This window comes from Streptomyces sp. NPDC127100 (genome assembly GCF_042724095.1).
Taxonomy (GTDB): domain Bacteria; phylum Actinomycetota; class Actinomycetes; order Streptomycetales; family Streptomycetaceae; genus Streptomyces.
This window is the reverse complement of sequence record NZ_JBHXFL010000060.1, coordinates 12,579-37,937: the sequence shown is the minus strand read 5'-3', so window position 1 is coordinate 37,937 and position 25,359 is coordinate 12,579. Positions and strand designations below refer to the sequence as shown.

Here is a 25,359-nt window from a genome sequence, read left to right as displayed (position 1 = left end):
CGAGGAGACCGTCCCGCCTTCCGCCGCGACGAGCGTCGCGATGACCGTGGGCCGCGCAGTGACTTCCGCCGGGATGACCGTCGTGACGAGCGTCGGGACGATCGCGGTGACCGTGGCGGCTTCCGCCGTGACGACAACCGCGGTGGCGGGTACGGGCAGCGGGACGACCGTGGTCCGCGGCGCGACGACCGTGGCGGCTTCCGTCGTGACGACCGGGGCGATCGTCCGTCCTTCCGCCGGGACGACCGGGGTGACCGCGGTGACCGTCCCGCCTTCCGCCGCGACGAGCGTCGCGATGACCGTGGGCCGCGCAGTGACTTCCGCCGGGATGACCGTCGTGACGACCGGGGCGATCGTCCGCCCTTCCGCCGGGACGACCGCCGTGACGACCGCGGGGACCGTGGTGACCGTCCGTCCTTCCGCCGGGATGACCGGGGGGACCGCCCGTCCTTCCGCCGTGACGACCGCGGTGACCGTCCGACTTTCCGGCGTGACGACCGTCGGGACGACCGGCGTGACGACCGCGGCGACCGTCCGTCCTTCCGTCGTGACGACCGGGGCGACCGTCCCGCCTTCCGTCGGGACGACCGGCGTGACGACCGCGGTGGCTTCGGGCGGCGTGACGACAGCCGTGGTGGCGACCGTGGCGGGTTCCGGGGCCGGGACGACCGCGGTGGACGCGGTCCCCGCCGTGACGACCGCGGCGGCCGGCCCGGTGGCTTCCGCGGACGCGACGACCGGCAGGGCGGCGGCGGTCGCTTCCGCGAGGAGCGCGACCGTGACCGTGACCGGGAGCCGATCAAGCGGCTGCCGATCCCGGACGACGTCACCGGCGAGGAGATCGACAAGGACGTACGGCAGGAACTGCAGAGCCTGCCCAAGACGCTCGCGGACGACGTCGCCAGGAACCTGGTGATGGTGGCCCGGCTCCTCGACGAGGACCCCGAGGCCGCGTACGGCTACTCCAAGGTGGCCCTGCGACTGGCGTCACGTGTGGCCGCCGTGCGCGAGGCCGGCGGTTTCGCCGCGTACGCCAACCAGAAGTACGGCGAGGCACTGGCCGAGTTCCGGGCCGCCCGGCGGATGACCGGCACCGTGGAGCTGTGGCCGGTCATGGCCGACTGCGAGCGCGGCCTCGGCCGCCCGGAGAAGGCGCTGGACATGGCCGGTGCCCCCGAGGTGCAGAAGCTGGACAAGGCCGGGCAGGTCGAGATGCGGCTCGTCGCGGCCGGCGCCCGGCGCGACATGGGCCAGCTGGACGCGGCCATCGTGACGCTGCAGAGCCCCGAGCTGGCCTCCAACTCCGTCCAGCCGTGGACCGCGCGACTGCGGTACGCCTACGCGGACGCGCTGCTCGCCGCCGGCCGGGAACGCGAGGCACGGGAGTGGTTCGCCAAGGCCGTGGAGTCCGACCGGGACAGCAGCACGGACGCCTCCGACCGCCTCGCCGAGCTGGACGGGGTGGAGTTCGTGGACGCCCTTGACGAGCGCGAGGACGACGACGCCCGCCGGAGCGACGTCGACGGTCCGTCCCACGACGACGTCGAGGACGGCAAGGACGGCGAGGACGGTCGGAAGGACTGACGTCCACGAGGCATGACGAAGGGGCGGGACCGGCACACGGTCCCGCCCCTTCGTCATGCCGGGTCACAGATCCAGCGCGCGAAGCACCAGTCCCGACGCCGGCTTCGGGCCGAACGACGTCGACTTGCGGGGCATCGTGACACCCTGCCGGGCCAGGTCGCGGACGACCTCCTCGCGCACGGGGTGCATCAAGACGGCCGTGCCCCCGTCGTGTTCCGCCTTCTCGACCGTGGCCGCCGTGTCGTGGATGTACGAGATGTGCGCCGCGGAGTCCTCGGGGATGTGCCAGACGTGGGCGAGGAGCGTGGCGTGCAGGACGGTCGCGTCCAGGGTGCGCCAGGCCTCGGGCCGGCCGGTGGGGACCGTGCGGGCCAGCAGGCCCGCGTCCGGCCGGTCGACCAGGTGGAAGGCGCCGTCGCCGGCGAGCAGGAACGCGTTGCCCGCGCCGGCCGCCTCCGCCAGGGCGTCCAGGGCCTTGGGCAGGGGGACTTGCAGGCGTCGGACGCGGAAGTGGCCGTCCAGGGCCGCCACCGCCTCGCTCACCGGCAGGCCGAGCAGCAGGCGGTGGATGGCGCGGACCCGGAGCGGATAGCGGGCCGTGTCCACCAGCAGGACGAGTCCGTGGTCCCAGGGACTGGGGGAGGGGTGCTCCGCGCGGAGCTTGCGGTAGGTCGCCCAGCGGTGGTGACCGTCGGCGATCAGCGCCTGGTGCTCCGCCAGTTCGGCCCGGACCCGGGCCACGTCGTCCGGATCGGTCAACGACCACAGGCGGTGGGAGAAGCCGTCCTCCGTGGTCGTCGACAGGAGCGGCGGCCGGCCGGCGGCGCGCTCCACGACGGTGGTCGTCGCCGCCGTCGCGCCGTTGCCCCGGTAGGTCAGCAGCAGCGGCTCGAGATTCGCCGACGTGGCCCGCATCAGCGCCGCGCGGTCGGCGACGACCCGCGACATGACGTCCTCGTGCGGCAGCACCACCCCGTCCGCGGGGTCGGACACCCGCAGGGCACCGATGATGCCGCGCTGCAGCAGGCCCGTACCGTCGCGTTGCTCGTACACGTACAGGCCCGGTTCCGCGTCGGCGGTGAGGACGCCCTCGGACCGCCAGCGGCGCAGCGTGTCGGCGGCCTGCTCGTTGCGGGCCTCCGGCGTGGCGGCCTGGGGCAGGATCAGCCGGACGATGTTGTACGGGTCGGCGGACTCGAGATGGAGCAGCCCGTCGGGGCGGACCACGACGTCGTACGGAGGGGATGTCACGGCGGCCAGACTGCCGACCCGGTCGGGGTCGTAACGGAGGCCTCGGAACGGGGTGAGTTCCAGGCCCCGGGGCGCCGTTGCTTCCGGGTGACCCGCAGTATCCATCCCGGCATCGTACGTGTGCCGGTGCCATGAGGGATGATCGGGGGAAAGGCGAACGAAGAGGAGCGATGCGCAATGGGCCGCAGCGTCAGGACGAGCCCCGACGGCAGCGACCGGGGCCTGAGCGAGGCGTACGACACGGCGCTGCTGGACCTGGACGGCGTGGTGTACGCCGGGGGGAACGCGATCGCGCACGCGGTGGAGTCCCTCGCCACGGCCGGATCGGGCGGCATGCACCTGGCGTACGTCACGAACAACGCGCTCCGGACGCCCGACGCGGTCGCCGCGCACCTGAGCGAACTGGGCATACCGACGGACGCGGGCGACGTCATCACCTCGGCGCAGGCGGTCGCGCGGCTGATCGCCGAGCAGGTGCCGTCGGGCGCGCGGGTGCTGGTGATCGGCGGGGAGGGGCTGCGCGTCGCGCTGCGCGAGCGCGGGCTCGAGCCGGTCGAGTCGGCGGACGACGACCCGGCAGCCGTGGTCCAGGGCTTCGGCGGGCCCGAGCTGCCGTGGGGGCGCTTCGCCGAGGCGTGCTACGCGATCGCGCGGGGCGTGCCGTGGTACGCCTCCAACACCGACCTCACGATCCCGGGTGCCCGGGGGATCGCGCCGGGCAACGGGGCGGCGGTGGAGGTCGTGCGGATCGCCACCGGGGCCGACCCCCAGGTCGCGGGGAAGCCGTTGCCCCCCATGCACCGGGAGACGATCCTGCGGACCGGCGCGAAGCGGCCCCTGGTGGTCGGGGACCGGCTGGACACCGACATCGAGGGCGCGTTCAACGGGGACGTCGACTCGCTGCTCGTCCTGACCGGCGTGACCGACGGCCGCCAGTTGCTGGCCGCGCCCCCGCAGCACCGGCCGACGTACGTGGACGCCGACCTGCGCGGACTGCTCACCGGGCAGCCGGAGGTCACGGGGGACGCGGACGGCGGGTTCCGCTGCGGCGGCTGGACGGCGACCGCGGGCGACGAACGGCTGGAGCTGGACGGCGACGGCGAGGCGCTGGACGGTCTGCGCGCGCTGTGTGCGGCGGCCTGGACGGCGGGCGGGGAGAACGGATGCACGCTGGACGGGGGCAAGGCGCTGGCGCGGCTCGGGCTGTGAGCCGGGGTCGGGCGCCGGTAGAAGGGGAAGCGGCCCGGCCGGGCGGTGCCGCGGTGGCGTCCTCGGGATCGTGATCGATTGGCAGGGTAGGCTAACCTAACTGCGTGTTGGTCGACAGTCCCCCCGAACAGCGCGCGGAGACCGCCCCCGCGCCCCCGAAGCGCCGTGCGCTCCGTGCCGTTGGGTTGCCCGTCTCCGCGGCGGTCCTGGTGCTGATCGCGATGACGAGCATCGCGGTCGGCGCGAAGGACCTGTCGCTGGCGCAGGTCTGGCACGGCCTGTTCCACGACTCGGGCACCTACGGCGACGTCGTGGTGGGCGAGCGGCTGTCGCGGACCGCGCTCGGTCTGCTGGCCGGCGCCGCGCTCGGCCTCGCCGGGGCCGTGCTCCAGGCGCTCACCCGCAACCCGCTGGCCGACCCCGGCCTGCTCGGCATCAACGCGGGGGCCTCGGCGGCGGTCGTCACGGCCATCACCTTCTTCGGCGTCACCTCGCTGACCGGCTACGTCTGGTTCGCCTTCCTCGGCGCGGCCGGCGTGGGCGCGCTGGTGTGGTTCCTGGGCGGCAGCCGGGGTGCCACGCCGGTGCGGCTGGTGCTGGCCGGCACCGCGATCAGCGCCGCGCTCTTCGGCTACCTCCAGGCCGTCATGATCATGGACGACGCGGCACTGGGCCGGATGCGCTTCTGGACCGTCGGTTCGCTGTCCTCTGCGACGAACGGGACCATCAAGGAGGTGCTGCCGTTCTTCGCCGTCGGCACGGTCCTCGCCCTCGCGCTGGCCCGGCCGCTCAACGCCATGGAGATGGGCGACGACACGGCCAAGGCGCTCGGCGCCAACCTGAACCGCACCCGGGCGCTGTCCATGCTCGCCGCCACCGTGCTGTGCGGGGCCGCTACCGCCGCCTGCGGGCCGATCGTCTTCGTCGGCCTGATGGTCCCGCACATCGTGCGGTCCTTCACCGGGCCGGACCTGCGCTGGATCCTGCCGTACGCCGCGATCCTGTCGCCCGTGCTGCTGCTCGGCGCGGACGTCCTCGGCCGGATCGTCGCGCGCCCCTCGGAGCTCCAGGTCGGCATCGTCACCGCGGTCCTCGGCGGACCGGTCTTCATCTTTCTCGTACGACGACGGAGGACGGCGCAGCTGTGAGGACCCATCGTGCGGTACGGAGTCCGGGAGGGCTGTCGCTGCGCCTCGACGTCCGGGCCGTGGTCGTCGTCGCCCTGCTGCTGGTCGTCGCGCTCGCCGCGAGCGTCCTGCTGATCGGCACCGGCGAGTTCGAGATACCCGCCGGGGACGTGCTGAAGACCCTGCTCGGCGACGGCAACCCCAGCCAGGAGTTCATCGTCAACGAACTGCGGCTGCCGCGAGTCCTGGTCGGGCTGCTGGTCGGTGCCGCGCTGGGGCTGGGCGGCGCCCTGTTCCAGGCCATCTCGCGCAACCCGCTGGGCAGTCCGGACGTGCTCGGCCTCGGCCAGGGAGCGACGGCCGGCGCCCTCGTGATGATCGTCCTGTTCTCCGGAACCGCCACCCAGGTCACCGCCGGCGCGCTCGCGGGCGGCCTGGTGACCGGCATCGGCATCTACGTCCTCGCCTGGAAGCGGGGGGTGCACGGCTACCGGCTGGTCCTGGTCGGCATCGGCATGTCCGCGATCGTCACCGCGGTCAACGGCTACCTGATGACCCGGGCCGACATCGTCGACGCCGCCCGGGCCGTCGTCTGGATGACCGGGTCCCTCAACGGCCGTGACTGGGCCCAGGTGTGGCCGCTGCTGGCGCTGTGCGCGGTGCTCGTGCCGCTCGTCCTCGCCAACGGCCGGGCGCTGCGGCTGATGGAGATGGGCGACGACGTCTCGTACGCCCTCGGGGTGCGCGTCGAGCGGGTGCGGATGCTGCTGATGGTGGCCGCCGTGCTGCTCACCGCCGCCGCGACCGCCGCCGCCGGGCCGGTCAGTTTCGTCGCGCTCACCGCGCCGCAGCTCGCCCGGCGCCTGACCCGCTCGCCCGGGCCCAACCTGCTGCCGTCGCTGTGCATGGGTGCCGCCCTGCTGGTCGGCGCCGACTGGGTCTCGCAGCGGGCCTTCGGCGCCGACCAGCTGCCCGTGGGCGTCGTCACCGGTGTCGTCGGCGGTGTCTACCTGCTGTGGCTGCTGGTCACCGAGCGCAGGGCGGGCAGGATATGAGCGCCGACGCCGCCGCCGGCGGACTGAACAACCAAGGGAGCCTCGTGAACCGTCTGTCCGCCGAGAACGTCACCCTCGCCTACGACCAGCGGGTCATCGCCGAGCAGCTGTCGGTGGAGATACCCGACAACTCCTTCACGGTGATCGTCGGTCCCAACGCCTGCGGCAAGTCGACCCTGCTGCGCGCCCTGTCGCGGATGCTCAAGCCGGCCCGGGGCCGGGTGCTCCTCGACGGGTCGGTCATCCAGTCGATGCCCGCCAAGCAGGTCGCGCGGACGCTCGGCCTGCTGCCGCAGTCGTCCATCGCGCCCGACGGCATCACCGTCGGCGACCTGGTGGGCCGGGGCCGCTATCCGCACCAGGGCCTGCTGCGCCAGTGGTCGGCCGAGGACGAGCGCGTCATCCGGGAGTCGATGGCCCAGACCGGCATCACCGAACTCGCCGACCGGTACGTCGACGAACTCTCCGGCGGTCAGCGCCAGCGCGTGTGGATCGCCATGGCACTCGCCCAGCAGACCCCGCTGCTGCTGCTCGACGAGCCCACGACCTACCTGGACATCCAGCACCAGATCGACGTCCTGGACCTGTGCGCGGAGCTCCACGAGACCCAGGGCCGCACCCTGGTGGCCGTCCTGCACGACCTCAACCACGCCGCCCGGTACGCCACCCACCTCATCGCCCTGCGGGGCGGCGAGGTCATCGCGGAGGGGGCGCCGAACGACATCGTCACGGCCGAACTGGTCGAGGAGGTCTTCGGACTGCGCTGCCAGATCATCGACGACCCGGAGACGGGCACGCCGCTGGTGGTGCCTGCCGCGCGCAAGGCGCGCGTCACGGGCGGCGCCGAGCGGGAGAAGGTGTCGGCGACCAAGGCGTCCTGACGGCGGTCACAGAAGCTTCCGGAGGCGGAACAGGTCGCGCAGACCCGCCTCCAGCCGCACCCGGCCCGAGCCCCAGGCCTTGGCGAAGTTCAGCTCGCCGTCGACCAGGGCCACCAGGTCGTCGCCGGTCATCGCCAGTCTGATCTCCGCCTTCTCGCGCGGCGGCCCCTCGAGGGTCTCGCGCACGTCGATCCGGCCGTCCGCCATGCGGCCCGCGAAGGTGATGTCCAGGTCGGTGATGTGGCAGCTCACCGAGCGGTCCAGCGCCGTCGCCGACCGCAGGTCCCCTTCGGCACCGCCCATGCTGTCCGAGAGCTTGTCGAGTGCGGCACGGCACTCCTCAGTCGTCGCCATCGGGACAGACCGTACCGCAGCGGTTCGCGGTAGCGTCGGGGCATGAGCGACGCAGTCCCGGAGACGGGGTTCCAGGAGGCCACCGCCACCGCCGGCGCCGCGGCCGAGGCCGGGCAGCAGGAGGCGGCCCCCGCGCACGACCCGGCCGCCCCCGCGCCCCTGGGCGTCCCCCGCACCGCGACCGGCGACGCCGAGGTGGACGCCGCGCTGCGCCGCCTGGCCGACGCCGACCACCTCGCCACCGACGGGCACGTCGCGGTGTACGAGGATGTACACCGGGGGCTGCGCGACGCGCTCACCGCGCTCGACGCCCGCCCGGGACCTCCGGTGCCCCCACGGCCGCACGAACACAGGAGCTGAACCGAACGTGGCAGGAGTCGCACGCCGCCGTCTCGACGCGGAGCTGGTCCGCCGCAAGCTGGCGCGCTCGCGCGAGCATGCCAGCCAGCTGATCGCCGCCGGGCGGGTGAGCGTCGGCAAGACCGTCGCGACCAAGCCCGCCACCCAGGTGGAGACCGCCGCGGCCATCGTCGTCACCCAGGACGACGACGACCCCGACTACGTCTCGCGCGGCGGCCACAAGCTCGCCGGCGCCCTGTCGGCGTTCGTACCGCAGGGCCTCGCCGTCGAGGGGCGGCGCGCGCTCGACGCCGGCGCCTCCACCGGCGGCTTCACCGACGTCCTGCTGCGGGCGGGCGCCGCACACGTCGTCGCCGTGGACGTCGGGTACGGGCAGCTCGCGTGGTCTCTCCAACGGGATGAACGCGTCACCGTCAAGGACCGTACGAACGTACGCGAGTTGACGCTGGACGCGATCGACGGAGAGCCGGTGGACCTGGTCGTGGGAGATCTGTCCTTCATCCCGCTCGGGCTGGTGCTGCCCGCCCTGGTGCGGTGCACGCGGCCGGACGCCGACCTGGTGATGATGGTGAAGCCGCAGTTCGAGGTGGGCAAGGAGAGGCTGGGCAGCGGGGGAGTGGTACGCAGTGCGCAGCTGCGGGCCGAGGCCGTACGGGGTGTCGCCCGGCGGGCCTGGGACCTGGGGCTCGGTGTGAAGGGGGTCACCGCCAGTCCGCTGCCGGGTCCCTCCGGGAACGTCGAGTACTTTCTGTGGCTGCGGGCCGGGGCCGGTGAACTGGACCCGGCCGACGTTGACCGTGCAGTGGCGGAGGGGCCGCGTTGACAGAGAACCGAGCTCGTACTGTTTTCCTGCTCGCCCACACCGGGCGGCCCGCGGCCATCCGCAGCGCCGAGCTCGTGGTCAAGGGCCTGCTGCTCGCCGGGATCGGCGTACGCGTCCTGGAGGCCGAGGCGCGCGACCTGCCGCTGCCGGACGAGGTGGAGCTGGTCGGCGAGGCCACCCCGCAGTGCCTCGACGGGTGCGAGCTGCTCATCGTCCTGGGCGGTGACGGGACGCTGCTGCGCGGCGCCGAGTTCGCCCGCGCCTCCGGAGTGCCGATGCTCGGCGTCAACCTCGGCCGGGTCGGCTTCCTCGCGGAGGCCGAGCGGGACGACCTCGACAAGGTCGTCGACCGGGTGGTGAACCGGGCGTACGAGGTCGAGGAGCGCATGACCGTCGACGTCGTCGTGCACCGCAACGGCGACATCGTGCACACCGACTGGGCGCTGAACGAGGCCGCCGTGCAGAAGGCCGGAGCCGAGAAGCTGCTCGAGGTCGTGCTGGAGATCGACGGGCGGCCGGTGACGGGGTTCGGCTGCGACGGCATCGTGCTGTCGACGCCGACCGGATCGACGGCGTACGCCTTCTCCGCCGGGGGACCGGTGGTGTGGCCCGAGGTCGAGGCGCTGCTGATGGTGCCGATCAGCGCGCACGCGCTGTTCGCGAAGCCGCTGGTGACCTCGCCCGACTCGGTGCTCGCGGTGGAGGTGCTGCCGCACATCCCGCCGGGCGTGCTGTGGTGCGACGGGCGGCGGACGGTGGAGCTGCCGCCCGGGGCCCGGGTGGAGGTGCGCCGGGGGGCGGTGCCGGTGCGGCTGGCCCGGCTGCACCACGCGTCGTTCACGGACCGGCTGGTCGCCAAGTTCGCCCTGCCGGTGTCCGGGTGGCGCGGGGCGCCGCACTAGCGGACCCGATGGGGTGGTTCCGGCGCGACGGCGGCCGCGGGTGGTTCACGGCCGATCGCGCAGTTCCCCGCGCCTCCGCAGGCGTGCCGGCCCCGGGGTGACACGGGCGGCCTGTGTGCGCTCCCCGCCCCGGACCTCGTATGGTCGTGTTCGTGTTGGAGGAGATGCGGATACGGTCGCTCGGAGTCATCGACGACGCCGTTGTCGAGCTGTCGCCGGGGTTCACCGCTGTCACGGGTGAGACGGGCGCGGGCAAGACCATGGTGGTCACGAGCCTCGGGCTGCTCCTGGGCGGGCGCGCGGACGCGGCGCTGGTACGGATCGGGGCCAAGAACGCGGTCGTCGAGGGGCGGATCGCCGTGCCCGGTGACGCCGCGGCGGCCGTGCGGGCCGAGGAGGCCGGGGCCGAGCTGGACGACGGGGCCCTGCTGATCAGCCGTACCGTGTCCGCCGAGGGGCGTTCACGCGCCCATCTGGGCGGACGGTCCGTACCCGTGGGCATGCTCGCCGAGCTCGCCGACGAACTGGTGGCCGTGCACGGGCAGACCGACCAGCAGGGGCTGCTGAAGCAGTCCCGGCAGCGGCAGGCACTGGACCGGTACGCGGGGGACGCGGTCGCCGGGCCGCTCGCCAAGTACGCCGAGGCCTACCGCCGGCTCCGGGCCGTCGCGTCCGAGCTGGACGAGATCACCACGCGGGCGCGTGAGCGCGCCCAGGAAGCCGACCTGCTGCGCTACGGTCTCGACGAGGTGGCGGCCGTCGAACCGCGCGCCGGCGAGGACGCGGAGCTGGCGGAGGAGGCGGAGCGGCTCGGGCACGCCGAGGCGCTGGCGTCGGCCGCGACGGCCGCGCACGCCGCGCTGGCGGGCGATCCGGAGGACCCCGAGGGCGTGGACGCGGCGACGCTCGTCGCGGGTGCGCAGCGGGCCCTGGACGCCGTCCGGTCGCACGACCCGGCGCTCGCCGCGCTCGCCGAGCGGATCGGCGAGGTCGGGATCCTGCTGCGGGACGTGGCGGGGGACCTGGCGGGGTACGCCGACGACCTGGACGCCGACCCGCTGCGGCTGGCGGCGGTCGAGGAGCGGCGGGCCGCGCTCACCGCGCTGACCAGGAAGTACGGCGAGGACGTGACCGCCGTGCTGACCTGGGCCGAGCAGAGCGCCGCGCGGCTGACCGAGCTGGACGGCGACGACGAGCGGATCGGTGAGCTGACCGCGGAGCGGGACGCGCTCCGGGCGGAGCTGGGCGGGCTGGCACAGGCGCTGACCGACGCGCGGACGGAGGCCGCCGAACGGTTCGCCGCCGCGGTGACCGCCGAGCTGGCCTCGCTCGCCATGCCGCACGCGCGCGTGTCGTTCGACGTCCGGCAGACCGAGGACCCGGAGGGCGTGGAGGTCGGCGGCCGTACCGTCGCGTACGGGCCGTCGGGCGCCGACGAGGTGGAGCTGCTGCTCGCCCCGCACCCGGGCGCGCCGCCCCGGCCCATCGCCAAGGGCGCCTCCGGCGGTGAGCTGTCGCGCGTGATGCTGGCCGTGGAGGTCGTCTTCGCGGGCACCGACCCCGTGCCGACGTACCTCTTCGACGAGGTCGACGCCGGGGTCGGCGGCAAGGCGGCGGTGGAGATCGGGCGGCGCCTGGCGCGGCTCGCGAGGACCGCGCAGGTCGTCGTGGTCACGCACCTGCCGCAGGTGGCGGCGTTCGCCGACCGGCAGCTCCTGGTGGAGAAGACGAACGACGGCTCGGTGACCCGCTCCGGGGTGAAGGTCCTCGAGGGCGAGGAGCGGATCAAGGAGCTGTCGCGGATGCTCGCAGGCCAGGAGGACTCGGAAACGGCCCGCGCCCACGCGGAGGAACTGCTCGCGACGGCACGCGACGACGCGTAGGGAGGTCCCGCGGACGCCGGGCGCGGTGACCGCCCGCCGCCCGCCCCGCCGGGCGCGGTGAGGCCGGTCCGGGCGGGCTTCGCGCCGCCCGGGGCGCCCGCCGGAGGTCCCGTAGGGTGGCCGGATGATCAACCGCAGCCGCCGGACCGTTGCCTCCCTCGCGCTCGCCGCCGCCGTCGCCCGGACCGGCCTGACCGCGCTGCGGACCACGGCACCGGGCGGCCGGGACCGCTGGGAGCGCGGGAACCACGCCGGGCGGACCGTAGGGCTGTACGCCGGACCCGCGTCCGCCGTGGCGGCGGCCGTAGGCGCCGGCCGGGTGCGCCCCGCCGCCGGCCTCGCCGTGCTCGCCGCCGGCGCCTGCGGGGCCTACGACGACGTCGCGGGGGCCCAGGACCCCCGGCGCGGGTTCCGGGCCCACCTGGCGGCACTGCGGGACGGCGAGGTCACCACCGGTGCGGTGAAGCTGTTCGGGATCTGCGGGGCCGGGCTCCTGGCGGGTGCGGTGATGAAGCCGCGGCCGCTGGACAAGGTGCTCGCCGGTGTGGTGATCGCCGGGGCCGCGCACCTCGTCAACCTCGTGGACGTACGCCCCGGCAGGGCCGCCGCGGTGGTCCTCGCGCTCGGAGCGCCGGGCCTGCTGCGGCCGGGGCCCGGAGCCGAGACGGCCGCCGCCGCGATGGGAGCCGCCGCGGCCGTCCTGCCCGACGACCTCGCCGCGCGCACGATGCTCGGCGACACGGGGGCACACGCGCTGGGCGCGGCCCTGGGCGCCGCCGTCGTGATGGGCAACCGCAGGCCGGGACTCGCCGCCCACGCCGTCGCGCTGGTGGCCGCGGCGGTGTGCGGGGACCGGGTGAGCGCGCTGGCATGTCACTCGTGTGAGTGAACCGGTCCTGTTCCGTTGCCCCGTCGTCGCGTGCGCACGGGGATCGTCGTTCCCGGAACACCCGTACGTGCTGGCATCCTTGACGGAGTGACGCGCAGGGAGCCGTGCGGCGCGCCCCGGCCGCACCATCCTTCTGTACGTTCTTCGTGACCGTCCCCCCGATGAACCAGGAGTCCCGGTCCACGTGACCCCCGTGAGCAGCCACTCACCGCTCGGCCCGGCGCCGCTGCGCACCGTGCAGGTGCTGGGCGGAGGCAACGCCGGAAGCAGCGCGCACGTGCGCTCGCTGGCCGCGGGGCTCGTCGCGCGGGGCGTGAAGGTCACGGTGTGCGCCCCCGCCGAGGCGGAACGCACCTACGACTTCACCGGCGCCGGAGCCGACCACGTGCACGTACCACGCAGCAGCGACCCCGTCTCCGTGGCGGCGCTGCGGTCGGTGTGCGCCGACGCGGACCTGGTGCACGCGCACGGGCTGCACGCCTCCTTCCGCGCCGTGCTGGCCCTCGGCGGGCGCCGGACCCCCACCCCGCTCGTCGTCACCTGGCACGACCGGGCCCACGCCGAAGGGGCGCGCGCCCACCTGCTGCGGGTGCTGGAACGGCGGGTGATGCGGTCCGCCGGCGTGGTGCTCGGCGCCACCCCGGGCCTGGTCGACCGGGCCCGGCGGACCGGCGCGCGGGACGCCCGGCTCGGGCCCGTCGCGCTCCCCGGCCGCCCCCGCCGGGTCGCCGGCCCGGAGGAACCCGACCGGACGCGCTCCAAGATCCGGGCCGAACTGGGCGCCGTCGGCCGCCCGTTGCTGATCGCGGTCGGCTCCCTGGAACCGCACCGGGGATACGACGTCCTGCTCGACGCCGCGCGGGCGTGGCGCCGTCTCGACCCCGCGCCGCTGGTCGTCGTCGCCGGAGAGGGGCCGCTGCGCGGGGAGTTGCAGCGACGCATCGAGGACGAGGGGCTGCCGGTCGTCCTCATGGGGCGCCGCGACGACGTCGCCGACCTGCTGGCGGCCGCCGACCTCGCGCTGCTGCCGGACCACCGGAGGGCGGGGCGCTCCGTCCTCGCCCAGGAGGCCCTCCTCGCGCGCCTGCCGCTCGTCGCCGCCGACACCGGCGGCCTCCCCGAACTCGTCGGCGACGCGGCCGAACTCGTCCCGCCCGGGGACGCCGGGGCACTCGCCGACGCCGTCGTCGGCCTGCTCGGCGACGCCGAGCGGCGGGAGGCGCTGCGCGACCGGGGCGCCCGGCAGGCGGCCGGCTGGCCGACCGAGGACGAGACCGTCGCCCAGGTCCTCAGCGTCTACGACGAACTGACCCGGCCCACACCGCTGTTCTAGCGCCCTTCGTCCGGCGTGCTCCGCCTGGGCACGTGCCGGCGTGCCCGCAGGGCCAGGCTCAACGCCAGCACGGTCTGCGGGTCGTCGAGGTCCGTGCCCAGCAACTCGCCTATCCGGGCCAGCCGGTTGTACAGCGTCTGCCGGTTCAGATGGAGTTCGCGCGCCGTCTCCGCCTTGCGGCCCGCGTGCGCCAGGTACGTCTGGAGGGTGGGCAGCAGCGGCGGCCTGGAGCGGTTGTCGTGGTCCTGGAGGGGGCCGATCGCCCGGCCGACGAACGCCGCCAGGTCCGGATCGTCACGCAGCCGCCACAGCAGCAGGTCGATGTCGAGGCGCCGGGCGTCGTACCACGGCCGGTCGCCGAGGCCCTGGGCCGCGGTCGCCGTCTCCGCGGCGTGCCGCAGACCGGCCGACGCCGCCGCCCAGCCCCCGGCCACCCCGACGACCACGACCGGCGGGTGCGCTCCCGGCCGCTGCATCCCGGCCCGCTCCACGCCCGCCCGCAGCGCCGCCGCGACCCGGTCGGCGACCGCCGCTCGCTCCGCCTCCGAGCGCAGGCCCAGCAGGAGCGGCACCCGGCCCTCCACCGGCCGCACGCCCAGCAGGACCGGCACCCCGACCGACGCCAGCTCCTCACCGACCGCGCGGGCCAGCACCGCCCAGCCGCCGCCGGCGGGAGCGAGGGTGACGCCGAGCCGCATCACCACCGGCAGCAGCGGGCTGCCGCCCGGCTTGAAGCCGAGGACACGGGCCTGCGCCGGGGCGTCCTCCGCCGTGATCCGGCCCTCGGCGAGGTCGGTGAGGAAGTCGCCGCGCCCGCGCGCCGCCAGCTCCTCCTCCTGCCGGGCCTGCATCAGCACCACGGCGAGGACGCCGGCCGCCCGTTCCGCCGCCATCCGGTGCACCGGCGCCAGCAGGGACCGTACGGGCAGCAGGACCAGCCGGGCGCGCACCGACCCGGCGCCGGGGCCGCCGCCGGGCACGTCGACCAGGACCGACCCCGCCGGGGGCGGGGTCTCCTTGTGCTGGCCCCGCAGCCCCTCCCACACCTGAAGGGGGTCGGCGCCCTCGGGGCCGGCACCGGCGGCGTACAGCAGGCGGCCGTCGCTCGTCTCCAGGAAGACCGGGTTGTCGCCGAACTCGGCCAGGATGCCGAGCACCTGGGGCACCCCGCCGCCGCCCAGCAGGGCCCCCGTGCAGCGCCGGTGCACCTCCTCGGCCCGCTGGAGCAGCGCGTAGTGGCCGTTGACGATCTCTGTGTGGATCTCCTCGGTGACCGTCACGAACGGCACCTCCCGGTGCAGCTGGACCAGCGGCAGCCCGGCCGCGCGGGCGGTGTCCACCAGGGTCGCGGGCAGCCGGGCGAAGCGCGGGCCCAGCTCCACGACCAGCGCCGCGATGCCGCGTTCGGCGAGGGTGCGGACGAACGCCCGCTGCTCGGCGGGGCGGGTGCCGAGGCCGTAGCCCGTGGTCAGCAGGAGCTCGCCGCCCTTGAGCAGGGAGGCGATGTTGGGCACCTCGCCCGCGTGCACCCAGCGCACGGTGCGGTGCAGGCGGTCGGCGCCGGCGAGGATCTCCGGCAGGCCGCTGCGCAGCCCGGGGAGTTCCAGGGCGCGCTGCACCGTGATCCCGGTGCCCCGTGTCCCGTATCCGGCGTCCTTGGAGCCGTCGCCGCTGTTGAGGTTGCCGCTGTCCATGGGCCGGACGCTACCCGCGCGGGGCGCCTGCGGGCACATCGCGGGCAGGCGGCCCGCGCGTGGGCCTCACGCGGGCGGGATGTTGTGGTTGAACCGGAACACGTTGTCCGGGTCGTAGTGCCGCTTCAGCTCCGCGAGCCTGCGGGTGTTCTCGGCGCCCAGCCCGGCCACCACCCGGTCCGAGCCCTCGTCGCCGATGAAGTTGAGGTACACCGCCCCGGTGCTCCACGGCCGGACGTCCGCGCGGACGTCCCGCACCCACTGGACGCCGCGTTCGTCGTCGGCCGGGTCCTCCCACACCCCGAAGGGGTGCACCGCCCACGGGGCGTCCCGGTAGGGCACCGGGTGGACGGACGGCCCGGCGGCGATCGCGCCGCCCTGCGGGAACAGGGCGTGCTGAGTGCCGCTCGGCACGGGCATGGAGCCCGCGCGGGCGCAGTACAGGTCCACCACCTCGTCGGGGAGCCCCGTCAGGTACTCGGCCGACCAGTAGTTCCGCATCCCCGGCGGGTCGTCGATCATGCACTGCAGGTCGGCGTACGGGATCGGGCCGACGACCTCGGCCTCGTGCGGCAGCGCCAGCAGCGGCTCGGCGATCTTGCGCAGGTCCGCCTCCGGGCCGGCGTAGGTGAGGAGCACCGCGCACTGCAGGGTGCCCACCAGGTGCGGCGGGACGAAGTCCACGGGCGGGCCGGTGAGGTAGATGACGCCGCCGCCCGCCTCGTCCGGACCCGACTCGATCACGTCGCGGAAGGTGCGGACGACCTGCCCGCCGGACTCGGGCGGGTAGAGCAGCAGGGCGATGGAGAACTCGGGCAGCTCGTGCAGCCTCAGGGTGAGCGCGGTGGCGATGCCGAAGTTCCCGCCGCCGCCGTGCAGTCCCCAGAAGAGGTCCGGGTTCTCGTGGGCGTCGGCCCGGATCCGCTGGGCGTCGGCGGTGACCAGTTCCACGCCGAGCAGATTGTCCACGGCCAGTCCGCAGTAACGGTCCAGCCAGCCCGTGCCGCCGCCCAGCACGAAGCCGCCGACGCCGGTGGTGGAGACGCGACCGCCGGTGGTGGCGAGGCCGTGCGGCTGGGTGGCGCGGTCCAGATGGCTCATCGTCGCCCCGCCGCCGACCCGTACCGCCCCGGCCGCGGGGTGGACCGTCACCTCGTGCATCAGACGCAGGTCGATCACCAGACCGCCGTCGTTGAGGGCCTGGCCCGACACGCTGTGACCGCCGCCGCGCACCGCGATGGGCAGGTCCAGTTCTCTGCCGAAGCGCACGGCCCGCACCACGTCGTCCTCGTCCGCGCACCGGGCGATCACGGCGGGCCGCCGGTCGATCATGGCGTTGTGGACGGTACGGGCCTCGTCGTAGCCCGGGTCACCGGGGGTGAAGACCTCGCCGGTGAGTTCCTCGTGCAGCGCGGCCGTCGCCGCACCCGCCGTCGAGAGGGAAGCCATGGCCGCCCCCTTCCGGAAAGGGGATGGTGTCCGTCTTCAGCCTAGGCGGGTGCGGACGGGTCTTCCTGTCGGGCGCCTGCGGGTTCCGGGAGCCGTGTCCTGCGGAGACGGGAGCCAGCACGGGCCGCCCGGTCCCGCCCTCGGCCCCGTCACCCTCCTGGTCGTCGCGCTCAGCCCCCGTACGCGCCGCTCGCCGTCAGGCGCAGGGCCGTGTCGATCAGCGGGACGTGGCTGAAGGCCTGGGGGAAGTTGCCGACCTGGCGCTGGAGGCGCGGGTCCCACTCCTCGGCGAGCAGGCCCAGGTCGTTGCGCAGGGACAGCAGCTTCTCGAAGAGCTTGCGCGCCTCGTCCACCCTTCCGATCATCGCGAGGTCGTCGGCCATCCAGAACGAGCACGCGAGGAAGGCGCCCTCGTCGCCGGGCAGGCCGTCGACGCCCTCGTCCTTGCCGTCCGTCGGGTAGCGCAGGATGAAGCCGTCCGACGTGGACAGCTCCCGCTGGATCGCCTCGATGGTGCCGATGACCCGCTTGTCGTCCGGCGGCAGGAAGCCCATCTGCGGGATCAGCAGCAGCGAGGCGTCCAGCTCCCGGGAGCCGTAGGACTGCGTGAAGGTGTTGCGTTCCTTGTCGTAGCCCTTCTCGCACACGTCCCGGTGGATGTCGTCGCGCAGCTGCTTCCAGCGCTCCAGCGGGCCGTCCGCGTCACCGGACTCGATCAGCTTGATGGTGCGGTCGACGGCGACCCAGGCCATCACCTTGGAGTGCACGAAGTGGCGGCGCGGACCGCGCACCTCCCAGATGCCCTCGTCCGGCTCCTGCCAGTGGTCCTCCAGGTAGCGGATCAGCTTGAGCTGGAGCACCGAGGCGTAGTCGTTGCGGGCCAGGCCCGTCATGTGGGCCAGGTGCAGGGCCTCGGTGACCTCGCCGTACACGTCCAGCTGGAGCTGGTGGGCCGCGCCGTTGCCGACCCGGACCGGCGTGGAGTTCTCGTAGCCGGGCAGCCAGTCCAGCTCCGCCTCGCCGAGCTCGCGCTCACCGGCGATGCCGTACATGATCTGCAGGTTCTCCGGGTCGCCCGCGACCGCGCGCAGCAGCCACTCGCGCCAGGCGCGGGCCTCCTCGCGGTAGCCGGTGCGCAGCAGCGAGGACAGGGTGATCGCCGCGTCCCGCAGCCAGGTGTAGCGGTAGTCCCAGTTGCGGACGCCGCCGATCTCCTCCGGCAGGGAGGTGGTCGGCGCGGCGACGATGCCGCCGGTCGGGGCGTACGTCAGCGCCTTCAGCGTGATCAGGGAACGGACCACGGCCTCGCGGTAGGGCCCGTGGTACGTACAGTGCTCGACCCAGTCGCGCCAGAAGTCCTCCGTCGCCACCAGCGACTGCTCGGGCTCCGGCAGCGCCGGCGGCTCCTTGTGCGAGGGCTCCCAGGAGATGGTGAACGCGATCCGGTCACCCGGAGCGACGGTGAAGTCCGCGTACGTGGTGAGGTCCTTGCCGTAGGTCTCGGCCTCCGTGTCGAACCACACCGAGTCGGGGCCCGCGACGGCAACCGTGCGCCCCTCGTGCTTGTGCACCCACGGCACGACCCGTCCGTAGCTGAACCGCATCCGCAGCTCCGAGCGCATCGGCACCCGGCCGGAGACGCCCTCCACGATCCGGATCAGCTGCGGGGCGCCGTCGCGCGGCGGCATGAAATCGGTCACGCGGACCGTGCCGCGCGGGGTGTCCCACTCGGATTCCAGGATGAGCGAGTCGCCGCGGTAGCCGCGCCGGGCGGCGGTGGGCGGCTCGGCACCGGGCGCGTGGGCGGGCCCGAGCCGCCAGAAGCCGTGTTCCTCGGTGCCGAGCAGACCGGCGAAGATGGCATGCGAGTCGAAGCGGGGCAGGCACAGCCAGTCGACTGTGCCGTCCCGGCAGACCAGGGCAGCGGTCTGCATGTCTCCGATGAGTGCGTAGTCTTCGATGCGCCCGGCCACGTGCAACTCCAGTCGAACGGCCACGTCACCCCGCGTGGGGGCGGTCGCTATTGCGGTCAAGGGGGGTGTGTCATGCGTTGTATGAGCCATGAAGCAAAGCAGCCGTCCGGCCGTGAAGCCAAACGCTGTGCCGCAATCGACAATGGTCACTCAACGCGTTGACGAGCTCGCGTTGTTCCGGCGCTGACGGGCGAGGGGTGGTGCCGTGTCGCCGGGCGGGCTCGGCAGCGAACGTCCGAGCAGGATACGACGCACGTAGATGATCTGTGTGCCGCTCCGGACAACCCGAGTGCGCCGAACGGGTGGCCACCGGGTGAGAACCCGGTGAGCCGCGGGTGTCCGTGTCCGCGTGTGCGCGGAGCGTGGCCGGGAGCCGTCGCTCTCCGGCGCTGATACGCTGGTAGCCCGTGGACCGGTGGGAGACAAACCCCGGAACCGCAGCGACGGCGCCGCCGACGGCAACCCGGGACGACCGGGCCGTACGACGGACGCACCGCACCCCAGACCGCGACCACGGGAGCCCCCTCTTGGCCATGCCGCCCAAATCTTCGACGACCAAGCACATCTTCGTCACCGGGGGTGTCGCCTCCTCGCTGGGCAAGGGGCTGACGGCCTCCAGCCTCGGCATGCTGCTCAAGGCCCGCGGTCTGCGCGTCGTGATGCAGAAGCTCGACCCGTACCTCAATGTCGACCCCGGCACGATGAACCCCTTCCAGCACGGTGAGGTCTTCGTCACCAACGACGGTGCCGAGACCGACCTGGACATCGGACACTACGAGCGCTTCCTCGACCGAGACCTGGACGGCTCCGCCAATGTCACTACAGGCCAGGTCTACTCGACGGTGATCGCCAAGGAGCGGCGCGGCGAGTACCTGGGCGACACGGTGCAGGTCATCCCGCACATCACCAACGAGATCAAGCACCGCATCCGCCGCATGGCGACGGACGAGGTGGACGTCGTGATCACCGAGGTCGGCGGCACGGTCGGCGACATCGAGTCGCTGCCGTTCCTGGAGACCGTCCGCCAGGTCCGCCACGAGGTCGGCCGCGACAACGTCTTCGTGGTGCACATCTCGCTCCTGCCGTACATCGGCCCCTCCGGCGAGCTGAAGACCAAGCCGACCCAGCACTCGGTCGCCGCGCTGCGCAACATCGGCATCCAGCCGGACGCGATCGTGCTGCGGTGCGACCGCGAGGTGCCGACCGCGATCAAGCGCAAGATCTCGCTGATGTGCGACGTCGACGAGGCGGCCGTGGTGGCCTGCCCCGACGCCCGCTCGATCTACGACATCCCCAAGGTGATCCACACCGAGGGCCTCGACGCCTACGTCGTGCGCAAGCTGGACCTCCCGTTCCGCGACGTGGACTGGACGACCTGGGACGACCTGCTCGACCGCGTCCACAACCCCGAGCACGAGATCGTCATGGCCCTGGTCGGCAAGTACATCGACCTGCCCGACGCCTACCTCTCGGTCACCGAGGCGCTGCGTGCGGGCGGCTTCGCCAACCGGGCCCGCGTGAAGATCAAGTGGGTCACGTCCGACGACTGCAAGACCCCGGCCGGCGCCGAGGCCCAGCTCGGCGACGTCGACGCCATCTGCATCCCGGGCGGCTTCGGCGACCGCGGCGTGCTCGGCAAGGTCGGCGCGATCAAGTACGCCCGCGAGAACGGGATCCCGCTGCTCGGCCTGTGCCTGGGCCTTCAGTGCATCGTGGTCGAGGCCGCGCGCAACCTGGCCGGCATCGCGGACGCCAACTCCACCGAGTTCGACCCCGCCACCGCCCACCCGGTCATCTCCACGATGGCCGAGCAGCTGGACATCGTGGCCGGCGAGGGCGACATGGGCGGCACCATGCGGCTCGGCATGTACCCGGCCAAGCTGGCCGAGGGCTCCATCGCGCGCGAGGTGTACGACGGCAAGGAGTACGTCGAGGAGCGGCACCGCCACCGCTACGAGGTGAACAACGCCTACCGCGCGGAGCTGGAGAAGAAGGCCGGCATCGTCTTCTCGGGCACCTCCCCGGACGGCAAGCTCGTCGAGTACGTCGAGTACCCGCGCGAGGTCCACCCCTACCTGGTCGCCACGCAGGCGCACCCGGAGCTGCGCTCGCGCCCGACCCGCCCGCACCCGCTGTTCGCCGGGCTGGTCAAGGCTGCGGTCGAGCGGAAGACGTCGAAGTAGCGGACCAGTTGTACGGTGGCCGGGACGCGTCCGTGCGAACGGGCGGGTCCCGGCTTCTTCGCGTACGTCTGGAAGGAACAGGGCATGACGGGCACGACCATCAAGGACACCCCCGAGGAGTGGGAGGTCCGGGCGACGGAGACCCCCTTCCGGGGCAAGAAGACCGCCGTCCGCACGGACGAGGTGGTCATGCCCGACGGCTCCGTGGCGAGCCGTGACTACCAGGTCCACCCCGGGTCGGTCGCCGTCCTCGCCCTGGACGGCGAGGGGCGGGTGCTGGTGATCCGCCAGTACCGGCACCCGGTGCGCGAGAAGCTCTGGGAGATCCCGGCCGGCCTGCTCGACGTGCCCGGCGAGAACCCGCTGCACGCCGCCCAGCGCGAGCTGTACGAGGAGGCACACGTCAAGGCCGAGGACTGGCGGGTGCTGGCCGACGTCTACACCACCCCCGGCGGCTGCGACGAGGCCGTGCGGATCTTCCTCGCCCGGAACCTGTCCGCGGCCGAGGGCGAGCGCTTCGAGGTCGAGGACGAAGAGGCCGACATGGAACTGGCGCGGGTGCCGGTCGCGGACCTGGTCCGCGGGGTGCTCGCGGGTGACCTGCACAACAACTGCCTCGTCGTGGGCGTGCTCTCGCTGGTCGCGGCCGAGCGGGGGGACGGGCTGGACGCGCTGCGGCCGGCCGAGGCGCCCTGGCCCGCGCGTCCCTTCGAGGCCTGAGCGGGCCTCCGGCGCCCCGGGCGCACCCCTGCGGTGTGACCATCGGTTGATCCGATCAGGGGATGCGCCCGCCGCGCTCCACACGGTCCGTAGCACAGCGTGAACTAGGCTCGTGAAACGCCCGAACCGGAGTTCCGGCGGGCGCCGGCGTGCGGTGGGATCGGGAGTGTGGCCCGTGACGGATCAGGCGGTGGACACGGACGGCGTACGGCTGTCGGGCGACCCTGCCGGGGAGACTCGGTTCCTGGGCCGCACCCGCGAGCTGAAACAGCTGCGCGCCGACATCGAGCGGGCCGGTCTGGACACCCTCTCCGGCCGCAAGGCCCCCCGCGCGCGCGTCCTGCTCATCGCCGGCAGGCCCGGCTCCGGCCGCACCGCACTCGCCGAGGAACTCGCCGCCCAGGTCGCCGGCCAGTACCCCGACGGGGTGCTCCGGGCCCGGCTGAGCGAGCCGGACGGCAGACGCGTCCCCGTCACGCGCCTCGCCCGCGACCTGCTCACCGAGCTGGACCGCCCCACCCCGCCCGGCGCCCACGAGGACGACCTCACCGCCGCCCTGCGCGAGGCGCTCGCCGACCGCCGGGTCCTGCTGCTGCTCGACGACGCCGCCGACGCCGAGCAGGTCGACGCCCTGCTCCCGGACACCCCGGACTGCCTGGCCGTCGCCGTCTCCCAGGGGCCGCTGACCGGCATCGCGGACGTCCGCCCGTGCACGCTGGGGGGCCTGGACACCAAGTCGGCCGTGGAGCTGCTGTCCCGGTTCACCGGCTCGGTCCGCATCACCGTCGACCCCCGGGCCGCCGAGCAGCTGGCCGAGGTCTGCCAGGCCCAGCCCGCCGCCCTCACCCTGGCCGGCGGCTGGCTGGCCGCCCGCCCCAAGGCGGCCGTCGCCGACCTCGCCAGGCAGGTGCACGCGGAGGACGCCCAGGGGACCCCGCTCGGCCGCGTCTTCCGCCTCGCCTACGGGTCGCTGCCCGGCCCCGCCGCCCGGATGCTGCGCCTGCTCTCCCTGGCCCCGGCCGGACTGGCCGACCCGCACACCGCGTCGGCCCTCGCCGGCTGCTCCGTCGGTGACGCGCGCGCCGCCCTGGACGAGTTCGTCGCCCTCGGGCTGCTGCACCCGGCCGGCTCGGCACTGCCGCAGTACGAGGTGCCCGGCTGCCTGCACCCCCTGCTGAGGGCCCTCACCGCGAAGCACGACCGGCCCGCCGAGCTCCAGCTGGCCCGTGCCCGGATGCTGGAGCGGACGGTGCGGCTGCTCCAGTCGTGCCGGGCGATCACCGAGACCGACAGCGACCGGGCCCGCGAGAAGCTCGACGGCATGCCGCGGGCCCTGCGCTTCCCCTCCCCGCGGGCCGCCGCCGACTGGCTGCGCGTCCGCCGGCCCGCCCTGCTGGCCGCGGTCCGGCTCGCGGTCGCCGACGGGGAGCTGGACACCCTCGCCCGCAGGCTGATGTCCCAGCTCGTGCGGGCGATGGTGGCCCACTTCGGCACCCAGGCGGCGGCGCCCGACCTGTACGACGTCCACCGGCTCGTCCTCGACGTGGCCGAGCGCCGCGACCTGCCCCGGGAGAAGGCTGCGGCCCTGCTGAACCTGGGCGACCTGGACGCCCGTACCGGCCGCACCGCCGAGGCGCTGGTGCGCTACCGGGCCGCGCTGGACGCCGGCCGGGCGGCGGACGATCCGTACGCGACCGGCCGCGCGATGGAATCCGTAGGCGGCGCCCACCTGGAGCTCGGGGACTACGACCGGGCGGCCGACTGGTTCGGCCGGGCCCTCGCCCAGCGGCTCGCCCGGGACGAGCGCGCCGACGCCGCCCGCGTCTACGGCCGCATCGCCACCGCCCACACCTACGCCGGCCGCTACGGCGAGGCGGCCCGCTCCTGGCGCGCGGCGGTCGCCGGGTACCGCAGGAGCGGTGATCTCCCGGCCCACGCGCGGGCGTTGAGCGAGCTCGCCCGGGTCCAGGAGTACGCCGGGCGGCCCGAGGAGTCGCTGCGCACCTGCCAGGAGGCCGTCGAGTGGGCCCGGCGGGCCGAGGACGTCCGGCTCCAGGCCGCGCTGCACCTCAGGCTCGCCGACACGCTCGACCACCTAGGCGATCCCACGGCGGCCGGCCTCCACCGGAGTACGGCCGAACGCATGCTGAGGGAAGAAGCGGCTGATGCCTGCGAAATCCGCAGCGCTTCTGATGAAGATTGATGCTTTGAAAGGCTAGACAGCGGGAACGCCTTCATTAGACTGGCTCTGCCGCACATTCTCCTGCGGTCTACCCCGGTGTGCCCGAGTCTGAGCGGGTATGCCTTGTAATAGCCCCATTCTCTGAGCCAAGGACCGTGATCCACGTGAAGGTCGGCATTCCCCGCGAGGTCAAGAACAACGAGTTCCGGGTGGCCATCACCCCCGCCGGCGTGCACGAGCTGGTGCGCCACGGTCACCAGGTCGTCGTCGAGCGCGACGCCGGCGTCGGCTCCTCGATCCCCAACGAGGAGTACGTCGCCGCCGGTGCGCGGATCCTGGACACCGCCGACGAGGTCTGGGCCACCGCCGACCTGGTGCTCAAGGTCAAGGAGCCCGTCGCGGAGGAGTACCACCGCCTCCGCAAGGACCAGACGCTCTTCACCTACCTGCACCTGGCCGCCTCCAAGGAGTGCACGGACGCGCTCATCGAGTCCGGCACCACCGCGATCGCCTACGAGACGGTCGAGCTCCCGAACCGCGCGCTGCCGCTGCTCGCGCCCATGTCCGAGGTCGCGGGCCGCCTGGCCCCGCAGGTCGGCGCCTACCACCTGATGGCCGCCAACGGCGGACGCGGCGTGCTCCCCGGCGGCGTCCCCGGCGTGCTGGCCGGCAAGGCCGTCGTCATCGGCGGCGGCGTCTCCGGCTGGAACGCCGCGCAGATCGCCATCGGCCTGGGCTTCCACGTGACCCTGCTCGACAAGGACATCAACAAGCTCAAGGAAGCCGACAAGATCTTCGGCACGAAGATCCAGACCGTCGTCTCCAACGCCTTCGAGCTGGAGAAGGCCTGCCTGGAGGCCGACCTCGTGATCGGCGCCGTGCTGATCCCGGGCGCCAAGGCCCCGAAGCTGGTCACCAACGAGCTGGTGTCCCGGATGAAGCCCGGAAGTGTCCTTGTCGACATCGCGATCGACCAGGGCGGCTGCTTCGAGGACTCCCACCCGACCACGCACGCCGAGCCGACCTTCCCGGTCCACGGGTCGGTGTTCTACTGCGTCGCCAACATGCCCGGCGCCGTGCCGAACACCTCCACCTACGCGCTGACCAACGCCACGCTCCCGTACATCGTGGAGCTGGCCAACCGCGGCTGGGCCGACGCGCTGCGCCGCGACCCCGCGCTGGCCAAGGGTCTCAACACCCATGACGGCAAGGTCGTTTACAAGGAGGTCGCCGAGGCGCACGGTCTTGAGCACGTCGACCTGGCCTCGCTGCTCGCCTGACATCCGGAGCCGTCAAGTCGGCTAAGTCATCAACCGGGAAAGGCGATACGTCAACAGTCGCCGTCAACCCCGCACACCCGGCCGGACCTTGCCCGACAAGGTCCGGCCGGGTGTGTGTATGGTCACTTTGCGATTCTCGGCCAACTCGCCTCGAACGTAACGCTTCAACCGATTCGCGCACCGGTGAAACCTGCTGTGCGACGGCCGTACGCCCTTGACAGAGGGAT

At 73.7% G+C, this 25,359-nt stretch carries 20 protein-coding genes; 15 read left to right on the top strand and 5 right to left on the bottom strand.

What is annotated here, in order from left to right; all coding sequences use genetic code 11:
• Positions 1 to 807: 807 nt before the first annotated feature.
• Positions 808 to 1,584: a hypothetical protein gene (locus ACFWJB_RS32735; protein ID WP_386926769.1), complete on the top strand. Its 777-nt coding sequence runs from the start codon at positions 808 to 810 to the stop codon at positions 1,582 to 1,584.
• A 63-nt stretch (positions 1,585 to 1,647) separates the two neighbouring features.
• On the opposite strand, the gene ACFWJB_RS32730 is transcribed toward ACFWJB_RS32735, so the two are convergent.
• Positions 1,648 to 2,940: a DUF1015 domain-containing protein gene (locus tag ACFWJB_RS32730; protein ID WP_386926767.1), complete on the bottom strand. Its 1,293-nt coding sequence runs from the start codon at positions 2,938 to 2,940 to the stop codon at positions 1,648 to 1,650.
• 72 nt (positions 2,941 to 3,012) lie between these two features.
• On the opposite strand from ACFWJB_RS32730, the gene ACFWJB_RS32725 reads away from it, so the two are divergent.
• The 4 genes from ACFWJB_RS32725 to ACFWJB_RS32710 all read left to right on the top strand — a co-directional run bounded on the left by ACFWJB_RS32725 (position 3,013) and on the right by ACFWJB_RS32710 (position 7,107).
• Positions 3,013 to 4,044, top strand: coding sequence for an HAD hydrolase-like protein (locus tag ACFWJB_RS32725; protein ID WP_386926765.1), 1,032 nt, complete (start codon positions 3,013 to 3,015; stop codon positions 4,042 to 4,044).
• A 104-nt stretch (positions 4,045 to 4,148) separates the two neighbouring features.
• On the top strand, positions 4,149 to 5,192 hold the full coding sequence (locus ACFWJB_RS32720) for a FecCD family ABC transporter permease (RefSeq protein ID WP_385468346.1): 1,044 nt from the start codon (positions 4,149 to 4,151) through the stop codon (positions 5,190 to 5,192).
• Positions 5,189 to 6,226, top strand: a complete 1,038-nt coding sequence (locus ACFWJB_RS32715) for a FecCD family ABC transporter permease (RefSeq protein WP_385468343.1) — start codon at positions 5,189 to 5,191, stop codon at positions 6,224 to 6,226. The genes ACFWJB_RS32720 and ACFWJB_RS32715 overlap by 4 nt, the downstream gene beginning before the upstream one ends.
• Complete coding sequence (locus ACFWJB_RS32710; protein WP_386926762.1) at positions 6,223 to 7,107, top strand: ABC transporter ATP-binding protein; 885 nt, start codon at positions 6,223 to 6,225, stop codon at positions 7,105 to 7,107. The genes ACFWJB_RS32715 and ACFWJB_RS32710 overlap by 4 nt, the downstream gene beginning before the upstream one ends.
• Positions 7,108 to 7,113: 6 nt before the next feature.
• Here the strand turns inward: ACFWJB_RS32710 and ACFWJB_RS32705 are convergent, their stop codons facing one another.
• Complete coding sequence (locus tag ACFWJB_RS32705) at positions 7,114 to 7,461, bottom strand: sterol-binding protein (RefSeq protein WP_386926760.1); 348 nt, start codon at positions 7,459 to 7,461, stop codon at positions 7,114 to 7,116.
• A 42-nt stretch (positions 7,462 to 7,503) separates the two neighbouring features.
• Between ACFWJB_RS32705 and ACFWJB_RS32700 the strand changes: the two genes are divergently transcribed.
• The 6 genes from ACFWJB_RS32700 to ACFWJB_RS32675 all read left to right on the top strand — a co-directional run bounded on the left by ACFWJB_RS32700 (position 7,504) and on the right by ACFWJB_RS32675 (position 13,651).
• A complete protein-coding gene (locus ACFWJB_RS32700) occupies positions 7,504 to 7,821 on the top strand; it encodes a hypothetical protein (RefSeq protein ID WP_386926758.1) in 318 nt (105 codons plus the stop codon).
• Between the two features lie 7 nt (positions 7,822 to 7,828).
• Positions 7,829 to 8,644, top strand: a complete 816-nt coding sequence (locus ACFWJB_RS32695) for a hemolysin (protein ID WP_385468330.1) — start codon at positions 7,829 to 7,831, stop codon at positions 8,642 to 8,644.
• The gene (locus ACFWJB_RS32690; protein ID WP_385468327.1) at positions 8,641 to 9,546 is read left to right on the top strand and encodes an NAD kinase; all 906 of its coding nucleotides are present in this window, start codon (positions 8,641 to 8,643) and stop codon (positions 9,544 to 9,546) included. The genes ACFWJB_RS32695 and ACFWJB_RS32690 overlap by 4 nt, the downstream gene beginning before the upstream one ends.
• 140 nt (positions 9,547 to 9,686) lie before the next feature.
• On the top strand, positions 9,687 to 11,429 hold the full coding sequence (gene recN, locus ACFWJB_RS32685; RefSeq protein WP_385468324.1) for a DNA repair protein RecN: 1,743 nt from the start codon (positions 9,687 to 9,689) through the stop codon (positions 11,427 to 11,429).
• Positions 11,430 to 11,553: 124 nt separating this feature from the next.
• Entirely contained in the window at positions 11,554 to 12,318 is a 765-nt protein-coding gene (locus ACFWJB_RS32680; RefSeq protein ID WP_385468320.1) for a hypothetical protein, read from the top strand.
• A gap of 184 nt (positions 12,319 to 12,502) precedes the next feature.
• The gene (locus ACFWJB_RS32675) at positions 12,503 to 13,651 is read left to right on the top strand and encodes a glycosyltransferase family 4 protein (RefSeq protein ID WP_386926754.1); all 1,149 of its coding nucleotides are present in this window, start codon (positions 12,503 to 12,505) and stop codon (positions 13,649 to 13,651) included.
• Here the strand turns inward: ACFWJB_RS32675 and ACFWJB_RS32670 are convergent.
• From ACFWJB_RS32670 to ACFWJB_RS32660, 3 genes are all read right to left on the bottom strand, one after another.
• Positions 13,648 to 15,345 (bottom strand): PucR family transcriptional regulator, encoded by a 1,698-nt coding sequence (locus ACFWJB_RS32670; RefSeq protein ID WP_385468313.1) that lies wholly within the window; start codon positions 15,343 to 15,345, stop codon positions 13,648 to 13,650. The genes ACFWJB_RS32675 and ACFWJB_RS32670 overlap by 4 nt on opposite strands.
• 66 nt (positions 15,346 to 15,411) lie before the next feature.
• The gene (locus tag ACFWJB_RS32665; protein ID WP_385468310.1) at positions 15,412 to 16,794 is read right to left on the bottom strand and encodes an FAD-binding oxidoreductase; all 1,383 of its coding nucleotides are present in this window, start codon (positions 16,792 to 16,794) and stop codon (positions 15,412 to 15,414) included.
• Between the two features lie 170 nt (positions 16,795 to 16,964).
• The gene (locus ACFWJB_RS32660; protein WP_385468357.1) at positions 16,965 to 18,767 is read right to left on the bottom strand and encodes a glycoside hydrolase family 15 protein; all 1,803 of its coding nucleotides are present in this window, start codon (positions 18,765 to 18,767) and stop codon (positions 16,965 to 16,967) included.
• A gap of 533 nt (positions 18,768 to 19,300) precedes the next feature.
• Between ACFWJB_RS32660 and ACFWJB_RS32655 the strand changes: the two genes are divergently transcribed.
• The 4 genes from ACFWJB_RS32655 to ald all read left to right on the top strand — a co-directional run bounded on the left by ACFWJB_RS32655 (position 19,301) and on the right by ald (position 25,132).
• Entirely contained in the window at positions 19,301 to 20,950 is a 1,650-nt protein-coding gene (locus ACFWJB_RS32655; RefSeq protein WP_385468307.1) for a CTP synthase, read from the top strand.
• An 84-nt stretch (positions 20,951 to 21,034) separates the two neighbouring features.
• Positions 21,035 to 21,670: an NUDIX domain-containing protein gene (locus ACFWJB_RS32650; RefSeq protein WP_386926751.1), complete on the top strand. Its 636-nt coding sequence runs from the start codon at positions 21,035 to 21,037 to the stop codon at positions 21,668 to 21,670.
• Positions 21,671 to 21,845: 175 nt separating this feature from the next.
• Complete coding sequence (locus ACFWJB_RS32645; protein WP_386926749.1) at positions 21,846 to 23,873, top strand: tetratricopeptide repeat protein; 2,028 nt, start codon at positions 21,846 to 21,848, stop codon at positions 23,871 to 23,873.
• Positions 23,874 to 24,007: 134 nt separating this feature from the next.
• Complete coding sequence (gene ald, locus ACFWJB_RS32640; RefSeq protein ID WP_385468297.1) at positions 24,008 to 25,132, top strand: alanine dehydrogenase; 1,125 nt, start codon at positions 24,008 to 24,010, stop codon at positions 25,130 to 25,132.
• The last annotated feature ends 227 nt before the right edge of the window (positions 25,133 to 25,359 follow it).